General features: G+C 34.5%; 14 protein-coding genes. All 14 read right to left on the minus strand.

The features are described 5' to 3' along the window. Positions 1-308 precede the first annotated feature (308 nt). Positions 309-1,484 (minus strand): P1 family peptidase, encoded by a 1,176-nt coding sequence (locus tag Q0X72_RS00665; protein WP_297760535.1) that lies wholly within the window; start codon positions 1,482-1,484, stop codon positions 309-311. Between the two features lie 118 nt (positions 1,485-1,602). After that, on the minus strand, positions 1,603-2,706 hold the full coding sequence (locus Q0X72_RS00670; RefSeq protein ID WP_297760538.1) for a hypothetical protein: 1,104 nt from the start codon (positions 2,704-2,706) through the stop codon (positions 1,603-1,605). A 228-nt stretch (positions 2,707-2,934) separates the two neighbouring features. Beyond that, positions 2,935-3,180: an ACT domain-containing protein gene (locus tag Q0X72_RS00675; RefSeq protein ID WP_367180401.1), complete on the minus strand. Its 246-nt coding sequence runs from the start codon at positions 3,178-3,180 to the stop codon at positions 2,935-2,937. A gap of 19 nt (positions 3,181-3,199) precedes the next feature. Beyond that, positions 3,200-3,331: an ACT domain-containing protein gene (locus tag Q0X72_RS00680; RefSeq protein WP_367180400.1), complete on the minus strand. Its 132-nt coding sequence runs from the start codon at positions 3,329-3,331 to the stop codon at positions 3,200-3,202. A gap of 96 nt (positions 3,332-3,427) precedes the next feature. Beyond that, positions 3,428-3,877: a DUF6265 family protein gene (locus Q0X72_RS00685; RefSeq protein ID WP_297760541.1), complete on the minus strand. Its 450-nt coding sequence runs from the start codon at positions 3,875-3,877 to the stop codon at positions 3,428-3,430. Between the two features lie 49 nt (positions 3,878-3,926). Then, on the minus strand, positions 3,927-4,676 hold the full coding sequence (locus Q0X72_RS00690) for a type II CAAX endopeptidase family protein (RefSeq protein ID WP_297760544.1): 750 nt from the start codon (positions 4,674-4,676) through the stop codon (positions 3,927-3,929). Between the two features lie 174 nt (positions 4,677-4,850). After that, a complete protein-coding gene (locus Q0X72_RS00695) occupies positions 4,851-5,714 on the minus strand; it encodes a hypothetical protein (RefSeq protein ID WP_297760547.1) in 864 nt (287 codons plus the stop codon). Positions 5,715-5,797: 83 nt separating this feature from the next. After that, on the minus strand, positions 5,798-7,213 hold the full coding sequence (locus tag Q0X72_RS00700; RefSeq protein ID WP_297760550.1) for a hypothetical protein: 1,416 nt from the start codon (positions 7,211-7,213) through the stop codon (positions 5,798-5,800). Between the two features lie 16 nt (positions 7,214-7,229). After that, positions 7,230-8,591, minus strand: coding sequence for a serine hydrolase (locus Q0X72_RS00705; RefSeq protein WP_297760553.1), 1,362 nt, complete (start codon positions 8,589-8,591; stop codon positions 7,230-7,232). A 355-nt stretch (positions 8,592-8,946) separates the two neighbouring features. Further along, entirely contained in the window at positions 8,947-9,387 is a 441-nt protein-coding gene (locus tag Q0X72_RS00710; RefSeq protein WP_297760556.1) for a hypothetical protein, read from the minus strand. A 147-nt stretch (positions 9,388-9,534) separates the two neighbouring features. Further along, the gene (locus Q0X72_RS00715) at positions 9,535-9,963 is read right to left on the minus strand and encodes a VOC family protein (protein WP_297760559.1); all 429 of its coding nucleotides are present in this window, start codon (positions 9,961-9,963) and stop codon (positions 9,535-9,537) included. Positions 9,964-10,028: 65 nt separating this feature from the next. Beyond that, positions 10,029-11,111: a dienelactone hydrolase family protein gene (locus Q0X72_RS00720; protein ID WP_297760562.1), complete on the minus strand. Its 1,083-nt coding sequence runs from the start codon at positions 11,109-11,111 to the stop codon at positions 10,029-10,031. A gap of 87 nt (positions 11,112-11,198) precedes the next feature. Continuing rightward, positions 11,199-12,512, minus strand: a complete 1,314-nt coding sequence (locus Q0X72_RS00725) for an amidohydrolase family protein (protein WP_297760565.1) — start codon at positions 12,510-12,512, stop codon at positions 11,199-11,201. Positions 12,513-12,743: 231 nt separating this feature from the next. Then, the gene (locus tag Q0X72_RS00730) at positions 12,744-13,556 is read right to left on the minus strand and encodes a DUF6090 family protein (protein ID WP_297760568.1); all 813 of its coding nucleotides are present in this window, start codon (positions 13,554-13,556) and stop codon (positions 12,744-12,746) included. Positions 13,557-13,812 lie beyond the last annotated feature (256 nt).

Genomic DNA, 13,812 nt, shown 5'->3' on the forward strand with positions numbered 1-13,812 from the left:
GATGATTTATAGCCGTTGTTGGCTACAGAGTTTTCATCTGTATTCGACTTCTAAAAAGTCAAAACATTTGCCCATTTAAATAGAAACATTGTTATAAGTGTAAGTGCGACACCATATAATACCACACCTTGCCAATAGTATAATCTGGATGGCCAATGTTTCCACATTGTAGTACCGTATTCTTTTTTCAAATCGCCACTAGTCAGCTTCCAAATGAGGTAAGCAAATATCGAGAAAATTAGAATTGCAATTAATAAAACCCAAATTTTTTCCATTTTCATTTATCTGTTCTTAATTGTTGTACCACGTTATTTTTTAATTCGATTATATTTTTTAAGTGTTTCAATAAGTAAATCGTGTGGTAAAGCATAAGCTTTATTTCCGTTAATTCCTTTCATAGTTTCGGCTGCGACCATTGCATTGATAATTGCTTCCTCTACTGCCTGAACAGTTGCTTCAAAAACTGGCATTAGTTGGTCATTCGACATTGATTCAACAGTTGCGGATTTATCACGATTAAATGCATTTTCATTTGCAGTTGAGAAGGCCAAAAAAATATCTCCAGAACCATTACTTCCTCGTCCACCTACAATTCCAACTCCTAAAGGAATTCTTTGAGCGATTCTTTTTAATTGGTGTGGTAAAAGTGGAACGTCCGTTGCTATAATTACTATAATTGAACCATCTCCTTCTTGTCTCCTCGATTTTGGTGGTCCGTTGAATTCGTAGTTTAAAGTGTCTTTTAATTCAACTCCAACGGGCACACCAGCAATTGATAAGTTCCGCTTTGCCCCAAAATTGGACTGAACGATTGCTCCAACAGTATAAGTTGAATCCTTTATTTTAAAAACTCGTGAAGAAGTTCCTGTTCCTCCTTTATATCCCAAGCACATCATGCCAGTCCCTCCACCAACATTGCCTTCGGCAATCTTTCCGCTTGATGAATTTGCTATAGCCTCTAAAACATTTTCTTCTTTCACGTGAAAACCATAAATGTCATTAAGGAAACCGTCATACGTTTCGGCTACAACAGGATAGGTGTACCACCAATCTTCTCCGCTATACCAATCTGTATCCACGTACCATTTCAAAACTGCATCTCGAACAACTCCGACACTATTAGTGTTTGTAATCATAATGGGGGTTTCCAAAAATCCAGATTCGGTTACCCAGGTTGTACCTGTCATTTCCCCATTTCCATTTAAGCTATACCAATTGGCATAAACTGGACTGAATTTTTTAGCTTTTCCTCTCGGGAATATTGCAGTAACACCTGTTCTAATGGGACCTTTGCCTACAATATTTTCTCCTTCACCAGATATTAATGTGCTATAACCTACTTCAACTCCTTTAACATCTGTAATGGCATTGAATTCTCCTGTTTTACCAACAAATGGAACACCTAAATCTCTTGCTCTTGGTTTTTGTCCGTAGGATTGGAAACAAATGAGCATTACTATAAAAACGATAAGTGTTCTTTTCATATTGGTTGGTTTTTAATGTGGTACAACTTGTTATATCCGCACTAAAATAGTCTTTATCCCTTAACCTTTCCCGGATAGTATTTCCTTTAATGAATAAAGAAATAACAGGTAAATAGGCTTAGTCATTTTTTTTCAATCCCTTGATCACAATATTTCCAGTCCCCGATCTATCGCAAGGATAGCTAAATGCCTTTAGGGCTTTTTTCGGATCATTTATAGTTTCATAGAACTGATCGAGAAACTTTAGGGTTTGACTTTGGTAACTACTGCTTAGTAATGGGTTGCCGTCGTAGAGTGCATAAAAATCATCTTTCAGTTGATTGAAAGTTTCAAACACCGCCGTGAATTGATTCATTTCCGGCATACAATACCCTCTGTATCTTCGATGTAATGTAGAGCTTAATTTAAGTTCCGGAGCTGGCTTGGCATAAGGTGCTCTCACAATTCCGGCATGATCAAAATCATAAGGTACTGTAACAGGTAAGCTTGTGGAATCTGACAAGATCAGCTTAATATTTTGTCGGTACTGTACTGACCAATCTGTATTACCAATCATATATTCAAAAACAGCCATTTTTAAAAAGTCCGCTTTTTGAGTGCTCTCAGGACGCAGTCCAATTTTCTCCAGGGAGCTAGACAGATTTCGCTTAGCCATCTGCTCTTCTTCTTCCAGTATAATTCCGTAATAGGGTAGCGAGCTTTTGTTTTTTACAGTATCTTGAAATACGACCTTCACCAGCCTCGCTTTAAAACTCTTTGGCGTAATAAGATTATACAATTTGTAAACTAAGTATTCATGAATAACATACTTTTCACCTCGGCAAGGTGTTACCAATTTTACTTTGTCCATACCCTCAAAAACAGAACTTTTTGGGATAGATGAATTTTTAAAATTCAGTAATATTGGAGGGTACTTGCAATTGGAAGACATCTTTCGAAAGTGCCCTCGTGTTTTAATTTTAATAGGGATATTAATTGTTTGTAGATCCGATTTGTATTGAAGAGTTGCCGGGTGGTATTGGGGATCCTCTCCACGGTCTTTGAATACGGTCTTAAAATCGCCTCGCAAATTCAACGCTATTACTTCATCGGTATCAAAAAGATTTGATGACTGGCCCAGGGCAGGGCTCAACAGGAAGAAACACAACAAGAAAAGAAGAGTATGTTTTAATTCTATATGTAAGAACCCATCGAAATTGGTAACTACGGTACTATTTTTCATTAAGGAGGCAGTGGTTAGTTACCCTTAAATATAATCAATTAATGACCTGAAGTCTTTTAGTTATACTGTAAATCATACTGCTTCGTTATGAAATCCTGCTAATGTTCTATGTCTCCATTAAGTTCTTCAGTTCTTTTTATGAAAAAATCAAAAGTGTTTATTTCATGACCAAAGGCAGCCGCAATTGCGTAAATACTTTTGTTAGCGGTTAGGGACACCAAAGCTGAATTATTCTTGTGAAAACTTATTGAGAATTTCCATTGCTTTTTCCGCATCCTTTTTGTCCACAAATATATGGTCATGGAAAAATGCAGCAACAACATTGCAACTAATTCCTTGTTCGGAAAGGGCTGAGGAAAAAGCTGCTGTTAAACCTACCGCTTCTAATGAAGAATGAACAGTAAGTGTAATCCAGGCAGCAACAAATGAATATTTAAGGTTTTTAGCATCTGCCAGTTCCTTTTTAATAATAATAGTGTTTCCTTCCTGTTCTTTAAAAGATTAAAATGGTTTGAGAAATATCTATTGTTGTTAAATCTTTGATACTACAAAAAACATAATCTCCTGGATTAAGTTCTGGCTTCATTTTTGTCAATAAGATTGCAAAATCAATTTCACCGGTCATAGATCTGTCCAATTTTAAAGTAATGCCAATAAATGCTTATCGCAACGGTCTTGTATATGAGCCGTTTTAATGGCTTATATATATTGTTGTATGCTGTTACTTTGTTCTTTGTTTTAGTTGCTTATAAGAAAACCCTTCTCCCTCATCTCCTAATACAGTAACCTCAATTTCATTATTATTTAATCTTTTATATTGAATTTTTTTTGGAAAATCGTGGTCAATATTTTCAAATGATAAATAGTCTTTAATTTCATTATTTAAAGTAAACGGAATTGTTCTCCCCTCATTTTGGTCTGGAACTGTAGCTTCAAAAATGACTGTTTTCCTCAATATTTTTATAGAAAGAGTTTCTGTAATTATTTTTTGACTATCCTTAATCTTATATGAATATCCAATTAGGTCTTTGTTATTGGATAATTCCCAATTTTCATATTGTTCTTTTCCTTCCATTTTCCATGTGCCAATTAAAAAATCAACTCTCGATAATTTGTTTTCTGAGCAGGCAAGTAAAAGGCAAAGAATGCATACGGATGTTAGTGTTTTCATGTTTCAACTTTAAAAATTATGCTCAGATTTATTTTCCCTGTTTTCTGTTTTAATTACTTGCCATATACATTTGTATCATTAGTATGGTATCCATGTAAGCATGTGCTAAAATCAAAATCCAAAGTCTCCTTTTTAATTTGATATAACAGATACCCAAAGCTAATCCCATAAATCCTGTTTGTACCATTCCCATTGGCCCCCACGCGTAATGAATAAGCCCGAAAATAATTGAACTAATGATTACTGCAATATTCTGTGCTTTTTTAGAGTCGGCTCCAATCTGCGAGATTCTCGTTATTAAAAATCCTCGATAAATAACTTCTTCTCCAAATGAAGAAACGATATAAACACCTGCCAATGTTAAAAGTAGCATTCCAATATTATCTTTTAAATAATCATAAGCAGTCATGTTTGCACCTTCTGGAATGCCTGTTATATTGGCCATGATAATAGATCCTATTATAAAACCGGCTAATGCAAGAACAAGAACTAAAAGAGAAAGCAGTAACAGTTTAATGCCGCCTCTCCAAGAAATGGATTTAAAGGTCAATCCAAAGTCTTTCCAACTTTCGTCGCGGAGTTTAAGTCCGATCCAAACGTAAATCAGCATAAGAATATTTGCGATCCAAAGAACTGCTTGTATTAAAGTAGGATTATCTCCAGCGAGAGGAATTATTAGTTTAATGAAGGCATATGCAAGAATGAAAAGGAATAAAATTTCTCCTATTTTAACTAGTTTATTTTTATGCAGTTGATTTCCAAGTTTGGTCAAAGAAGCTTTATTCGCTTTTTCTTTCATGGTTGCATTTTTTTAATTTGAGCATAACGGTCTGGTGTATGATTTGTACGTCAGAGAATCCACAGGATTTTCCGTCGTTTTATATCAGTTATTTAAAGTTAGGAATTAATTTGGAGTAGGGAAGGAGTATATATTATAGAGGTTGTAGGCAGTTTTTTATCTTAAAAGCGATATTTAACTTCCATATAGAGTGTGTTTTCCATCTACGCTAATTTTTCTTACGCGTGTTTTATTTCTTCTAGAAAACTCCATTATCCATTGTGAACCATCCGGAGCATTCAATCCGCCTGTGGGAGACCAAAACGTTTTCGATTCAAAAATCGTTGTCATTTCTCCGGTTGTGTTAATCTTCATTACTTTTCCTGCCCCATAAATTGCTACGTACAGATCCTTTTTCTCATCGGACCACATTCCAGATATATAATGACGATCTGCTACGCCACCTATTGAAATTTTGGAATCTTTTAGATTCTCTGCTATCACCGTTACGTCTCCTTTGGGAGTCACTTTTTTAATTTTCAAATGATCTACTACATAGAGGTTATTATCATATTTTGAAAAATACATCCAGCGAACATCATCGAAATAATGTTCAGTAGCAAAATAGCTCTGACCATTTAATGTTTGTTTTTTCAACATTTCACGGTCACCAGACTTATCTACCCAATAGGTGCTATTTTCTGTATCTCTTACCAGGGTATTGTTGTCGAGAAAACCTTCAATATCTTGTATGGTTTTTTCAAATACGCCATCATTACCTAAACACCAAACGTAGTTTCCCCACTTATCTGTAGCTTCTCCTTCATACCATTGGTGCTCTCCATAAAGATTATCCTCTTCGTCTATATATAGTTCATGTGTATGAACATTTCTAACAGCAATAGACTGCTCACCACTAGTTGATATTTTCCAAACATGATCTAAGTCGGTATAGAATACATTGCCCTTACTGTCCATAACGATCCCAACTCCTGGATGAGCCTCAATAACAGCTGAATTAAAGATGAGACAGAAAAAGAATACTAAAAACCTATACATTTAATATATTTTTCCAAATTACTGCCAACGGTCTTGTATATGGGCCGATTTAATGGCTTATATACGTTGTTGGCAATAGTAATTTATTTATTAATCTCTAATTTCAATTCTTTTGTTGGTACGCTATAAATATCCTCACCGTTTGTGTAAATAAATTGGCTGCCATCGTTTATTATATGAGCACTCCAACCATAAGGAAGCATAGATAATTTCTTTGGTATTGACCATTTTGGGTTATTGAAACCACCTTCATTATAGCTTATAAAAAAGCCTTGATTAGATTTGTTCCCTTCTTCATATCTGGAATAAATAAGAAATCGCTTTTCTCTGTCAACAAATGGACTAAACTCCGTGCCCGCTTTTGTATTTAAGATACTTAATGAATCTCTGATTGTCAGATTACCTTTATTTATTTCACCCTGAACAATATCGCCACTGTTTTTATTCTGATAGAAATAAATCTCTGTTTCACTCAACCAATAAAAATAACCACCCCGAATATTTGATGCTTCAGTCAAGTTAATTTTATTGGACCATTGATTATTTTCCTTACTGATAAGCCATATTTCTTCATCGTCTTCTTTTCTAATACTGTATATTATTTTGTCTCCATTTGGCGATATAGCTCCATTGTATACTGTATCTAGCTCTTCAATTCGAATAGTTTCCGTAAATAAACCATTTTTCGCATAAGCAATAAAGGCTAATTGGTCTGTCCAGTCTGATGTTCTTGTTAGGAACATAACTGATTCATCCGCAGAAAAATTGATAACATTTTCTGATAATTCCCCAGTTGAAACAATCCCTTCGTAAAACTTTCCATTATCAGAAACAAAATTATTATCGTAATAGACTTCCCTTTTATGAAGTTCTCTGATGGTATCTTGCATTATTTTTTTTCTTTCTACCCATTTTCCATTATTATATATAGAATCATATTTGAATATTCTATCATTAAGGACCTTCCCTTTTGTATTTGTAAAGAATATTCTTTTCTCAAACCCATCTTTTGTGTAAAAGGTAGAATCGTAGCCATGTAGTTTATCGCCAATAAATGCAGCGCGGTATGTTTTTTTATCCTTGTTAAGATTATCTATCATCCTATAATAAACCTGGCCAATAGAATCAATCCATTCGGTTATTTTTGTGCTGTCGTTTTCAAATCTTACTTTTTCTATCGAAAAGTCAATAGCACTTTCTTCTCGGTAGCGAGCACCTGTTTGTTTCCGGTGGCTATCATATTCATAGATATAATCTGTTGTTACACGTCCAAAAGAGTCCAATTCCATCCATCTATGTGGTACTCCATCTTCATAATAATAAGTCAATCTATATTGAAAAGGCTCAGCGCTATGTGAAGCTGAATATTTGTAGTAGTTGATTTTTTCAAATCTAAGGGTTGGACCCACTATCTCTTTCTTATTCTCCTTTTGACAGGAAAAATTAAAGCATAATATTATTATAATATATAGTAGATTATTCTTCATTCTTGCGGTCATGTATTTTTGACAACGATTATTCTTTTATTCCTTCAAAACTATTCCCATCATTATTCGTCCAAATCATTTTAATTATTTTCCCCTCATTATCATTTATAAACTCAATATATGAATATAAGGTTCTGCTGAAGAATCGCTTATCTTTTAAAAGTATCAATTCGGAATACCCTCCCTCATTTGCTCTAGCCTGGACCCTCCCTTCAAGTTCCTCAACATATACTTTAAAATTCGGACCAAATGAATAAGTCCCAAGAATCCTTCCTTTGTCAGCTATAAGTTCCTTTTCAGGTGGGATGGTTTTAGCCCTGCTTTTGTATTCTCGCTGGAACACAATTGCGGCAATGTCTCTTCTGAAAAAATCAGCCACACCGGTTTGAATGTTTCCAAGAATGATTATTGATATGTCCGATTTCTTATAGTACAGGTAATCTGCAATATATCCATTGACCCTACCATCATGACCAAAAACTTCCTGGTCAAAAGATTTGTATAAGGATATTCCAAAACCATAATTATTCCCGTAATTGGTAAGGAATTTATCGTACGACTCTGTAGTCAAGAGAGATCTGTTTTTGATTGAATTTATCCAAATTTGCAAATCGTTGACAGTACTGTAAAGAGACCCTGAACCTTTCAATAACTCGGGGTCGAGTAAATCAGTAATTTTAACCCTATCGTAATCCAAAGGGTCATAACCTACAGCAAGATTCGGAATCACCTCATTAATACTATTATGACCTGTAGAGATCATGTTCAACGGTATGAATATATGTTTGGTCAAAAAATCTTGATATGTGACGCCGCTCACCTTTTCAATTATTTCAGCTAAAACCGCATATCCACCATTTGAGTATTGGTATTGGGTTCCGGGTTCAAATTCAAGTTCCGCATCCAAAACTAAATTTGACAATTCAGAAACTGTTTTATTTTGATTTGAAAGTTTATTGAAATTAGGAACATTATAAATATCAGGGATTCCCGATGTATGAGTTAAAAGTTGTTGAATGATAATCCTTTTGGCATTTATGTTATTGGGAAAAAATTTGGATAATGTATCTGTTGTTTTTAATAAACCCTGTTGTTCCATTATTAGTATGGCTGAAGCAGTAAACTGCTTGGAAACTGACCCTATTTTGAATTTGGTATTTTGCTCATTTGGAACTGTGAAGGATTGGTTGGCAAAACCATAACAATTTTCAAAAATGATTTTGTCATTTTCTGAAATAAGAATACAACCGCTAAAATCGCCTGTTTTGACATACGAATTCGTATAGTCATTTATACGTTTAGAAATGGCTTGAGCTTGAGTTTGAATATTAACTAAAAGGATTAATATAACTATAATGTAATTCATTTTCTTTTCTCTAATTGCAGCCAACGGTCCCGGCTGTTATTTGCTTGCGCTGTTGGCTACGCTCGGAACGTTACGCCTGGGGTATGATGGATTATGGCCATTGTTCTATGACGTTTTAGTTTTTTCTTTTTTATAGAATACATAGAGATTCATTGCGAATCCCAGAGCACAGATCACGCCAGCTATTGTACTCATTATGTTTGAATCTGGTGAATAGATTAGTAAAACAATACAAATAAAAAGGAGTATCAGGCTAAAGAAGTAGATCGAAGTAATATTTTTCATTTGCTAGTTATAAATTATTATCTGTTCTTTTAAAATTACATAAAACAGCCTGGAATATGAGCCGTATCCCGCGGGGGATGGCTTATATATGTTGTTAGCTACAGTTATTCTTGATCTTTTCAAGTGCTTTTGGCAATCTTTCTGACATGAATTCCAAATGCTCATCAAGGACATCAATATCAACTGTAAGTGTGTTGGTGTCAGTACCTTCAGTAAGGGTATACATTTCCGTGGCACCCGACCATTTTTTTGTTTCATCATCTATGGGTTGCTCCTTTCCTTTTACCACATTTCCGCAATGCTCAAACATCATAATTTTATTTGGAATGTGTTTTTTGATGATACTGTAGATACCACTTTGATCTGGTGAGAGGAATAGTACTTTACTCCCTTCTTCCCAGTTCTCGGATATGGCATAAGATCCTTCAGAGAATACGCTCGCCCAATTGCGATAAGAGCTATCGCTCCAAAGTGCATCCCAGATCTTAGCTTTCTCTGCCTTAATATCTATCGAAAATTTCAATCGATTAATCATGGTTGTATAATTATAGCCAACGGTTCCGGATACGATCTTGTCACGCCGGGGCTTGATGAATTATGGCCATTGTTGGCAGTAGTTATTTTTATATTTTCCTTCTCATTTATTTCTCTAAGAAGGGGGGGCTTATATCATAATTAGAATTTATTCTGAAAGGTTAAGTTGCCATGAAATGCCATATTTGTCTTCACACCATCCGAATTTTTTACCAAAGCCGTAATCCCCTGAACCTTCGTAGTTGTCTAGAGGAACCATAATCTGGCCTCCATTTGAAGAAAGTTCTTCAAACAAAGTTTGTATCACATTTTCAGAGTTGCATGCAACAAACAGTGATACTCCCGGTGTAAATGACCAAGCGTGATTAAAATTACTTTCGGAAACCATGTACTCTGTACCATTTAATGTAAATACCCCATGTTTGATAAGCTCGGGAGTTCCTCCAGCCTCTCCTTCAGAGTATTTTGTTATGCTTTTAATTTCCGAATGCGGAAAGATAGAAGTGTAAAATTTTATCGCTTCTTCGGCCCTTCCGCATTGATCACCTACAAATGTTAGAAATGTTGTTGTTTTCATTTTATGTTCATATTTTCTTTCAAGTACGTACTCCGCTATTTTTTATACAATGTTGTTTACAGTTTTTATTGATTTTTTACCATTTTGACAAACTCCATATCTTTATTCTTTTCATAAAAGCCTGTTTCGCCTAATAAGTATTCTTTAAAGAAATCTGTTAGTAAAGTTCGGCTGATCTCAAGGGCTTTTTTGGGATCTATCTCGTACCCGAAATTTTTAGGGTAGATATATGGATTGTCGGTCATTGAATTATGCCCAAAGTCGACTAACTCGGTCATATAGATAATACTATTACGATTATCGATAAAACTATTGTAATTATCCACAGCATATTTTAGCGTTCCTGAACCACACATCATTAAAGAAGGAACAACTATTTTCCCTTCGTATCTCACATCCCTCGGCGGTATACCTTCCATAGTAGCTAGTGCTTTTACTTTTTCAGATTTGGCAGTTAATTCACCTGCTATTCGTCCTCCCAAAGAATGACCAAAAACACCAATATTTCTTAAGGTTATTTTACTATCAAAGACATAGGTATTTAGTTCTGTAATTTTATTAATAACGAATAATAAATCTTGATACCCCATTTCGGTTGGCTTTTCAAAAAAAGCATCTACTCGTTCGTACGGACCGGCCATCATTCCACTTGGTGTTTTAAAATCATCAGATGGATACAATGTAAATCCGTCCTGATAAAGCACATACCCTATTTCAGGCATATCTACTGAAGCAACCACAAAACCCTGACTTGCCAATTCTTCGGCAATTGTTGTGTAGAGGAATCTTTCTGTTCCTCTTCCGGGGACAATTAATACCAAAGGGACTTTATCAATTTCTTGGGCAATCGAAGCTCTTAAAAATGAATTGGTCAGTGTTTTTTGGTAATCTTTGGATAGTGAACCATATGGGGCATTTATTAAATTAGAGTCAGAATCCACGGGATACCAAAATTGAGAAATTATCACTCTTTTTTGCGTGAATTCAGGTCGTATTTTCATTTCCCTTGATTCATCTGTCCACTCATAAACCGATGTTCCTACGGTGTAGTTCCCTGTCGGACTAAGCAAATGAACGGTATCCAATTGACAATAGCTTTGAAATGATAAAGCAAAGAGAAGAATTATAGTAAGTGTGCTTTTTATCATTGGATTTTTCCTAATTGTACACAACCGTCTTTTATAACCGTCAGTTTTAATTGCGGATATGCATTGTTGGGCTACGTTTTAAAATTTCTATTTCAATGTTATTCCATTTTTCACTCTCATTTCAATATTTTCTATATTATTCATATCTATTAATGGGTTATTATTTAAAACCAAAAAAGTTGCTTCATAACCATTCTTCAATGCTCCAATTTTTCTATTTGGAAAGATTATTTTCGGAGTCTGTGTCAAAATATTCAATAATTCAAGATTGCTAAAAGCATCAATTTTTTTTACATCATTAATTTCTTCACGAAGAGTCGAATAACCTTGGTCTGCTCCTAATGCAATTACAATGTTGGCTTCCCTATAACGGATCAGCTGTTTTTTCAAAAATTCATTCTTTTTCTGAAGTAGTAAAGTGTCTAAACTCATTTTGGAGCCATCCCATTGGTTAGCATAGTATTTTGCAAATGAAACCGTTGGAGTAATGACAGCTCCATTTTTTCCTGCTAGATCAAGGATCGAATCCGAAATTTGTAACGCCTCTAAATCTGGGTCACCTATGCCTCCTCCATAACCGGGCATATGTGCAAAGTATTTTATATTGTAATTAAGAGCTATTTTAAAATCCGAAACTGTCTCAACGTGGGCAACTATTCTGATATTATTTCTTTTTGCCTTTCTCGCTATTTCGGCCAAAACTTCTTCTGATAACCCATACAAACCGATATTTTTATTCTCAATATTTTTCTTTCTATCAGCTATGTTTGAAAGATAAAGCTTCAGAAAATCAGGTTTATTGGACATTATTTTGCTCCAATTTTCATCAATATCTGAGACTGAATCTATTAGATAATAGGCATCATCCTTTTTTATTGTACTAGATAAAATTTCTTCTTTCTTATCAGGGTCCAGCATGGCTCGCCACGAATAATTGAGTGCTTGTGTTTCATATAAACTATGTGGATGACCGCCGGAACTAGTGATTCCGCCGTGTGCAAACTTAGCATCAATCTTTCCCGCAGAGTTCAAAGAATCCTTGATTTTTAAATAGTTGGAATAGTGATTCGTAAGTACTTGAACATAAAAAGTTCCTTCATCAATATATGCTTTATATATACTGTCAAATTTTGCAACATCGTCAAAATTATGTGTGTGCGCATCTCCAAATGCAGGTATTACATATTTGCCGGTAAGGTCCACTTCAGTATTAAATTTAGCCGAAGTACTAAAATCCAATTCCCCATGTTTAACTACAAAGCTTGCTTTATTAAAATCAACACCATTGAATACATATCCGTTAGAATATTTAGTGACTTTTGTTTGATTTGATTGACAGGCGCCAAAAATCGCCGTAATTATTATGAGTAATTTGATTTCAAAGTTTTTGAGTTGAATCATCTTTTTGATTAATGTTGCCGCGGTCTTGGCTATGATTCCTGCCTGCCATGCCTGCGGCACGTAAACCGGCAGGCAGGTTCGTAAAAGTGAGACCTGGTCACTAAGCGATTAAGCCATTCTTGTTTCTAATAAATGTAAGAAATTCAGAAGCAATGAATATACACATTGTTGTGCCTGCCTGCCTGTCCTCCGTACGAGACTTCGGAAGGCGGGTCGGCAGGCAGAATTTCGTTATTTTTTATGCAAATCAATCTCTTCATTAAGTAATTTTAAGAGTTGTAATGATTTATCTTTGATTGCTTCGTTTCCTGATTTTTGCAGACTTGATATAGTATTCCTATATACAATTTTGTTAATTATCTCAAGTTTGTTTTTCGGTTCATTTATTACTTGAATTAATGTTTTTTTCAGGTCACTATCATCAATTATTTTGTTTTGAAAAGGATAAAAGTCATTAAACTTTTGAATCATTCTATTCGAATTTCCAAACGAAGCAAATCCACCTGTTGAGATGAATGTTCCAGTTGTTAAATTGTCTACAAGATTCGTATTGTTGATATTGGTGTTTCTTGTAAATAAATCAATTTGTTGATTAAAGCTTATCAGTTCCTCTTTTAGTCTTGTATTTTGAATGATATTAATTTGATTTGAATTGAGCATTTGTAAGAGAGTTGTATTTGCATTTGTAAAAGTCCAACGAGTTGTTAAATCATTCAACTTTGGAAATACACTATCCATATCATTAAAGCCATCATTCAATTCGTAATGTTTTATAATATCATTTGAATGGTCGATAATAATATTTTCATAATCAATATAAACATCTAACATATTTATTTGAGTGCTTAAATCGTCCCTTAAATTGTTCAGATATGTTAATTCTTGATTATATAATTTTTGGTTTTCTCTCCAATTGTTTATTGCTAGTGCGATTAAAATTCCAATAACTACCAAAATTATTTCTCCGATTGCATAAACGAAATATTTACTGAATTTGTTATCAGTAATTAATTGTTGTCGAATTTTTCGAAAGAATTTTATCATTGGTTATTTGTTGGTCATAATGAAGAATAACGGTGGGGCTATGGCTCGTGGCGGGCGGTCTTAATGCTGCGTCCGATGGAAACGAATAGCCTGGTTGGGTTCATGAATATTTTTACTTTTTTAGTACTACTACACTAGCCATGAGCTATAGCCGATGTTAGCAACATTCTTTAATTCGTATTTAATTTTAGCATTTTCATTTTATTCTTAAAAAGTATCCTATTTTGGAATAATCGGGGTCTTTTAAGTTTCACTC

This window comes from uncultured Muriicola sp. (genome assembly GCF_947258935.1).
Classification (GTDB): Bacteria; Bacteroidota; Bacteroidia; order Flavobacteriales; family Flavobacteriaceae; genus Muriicola.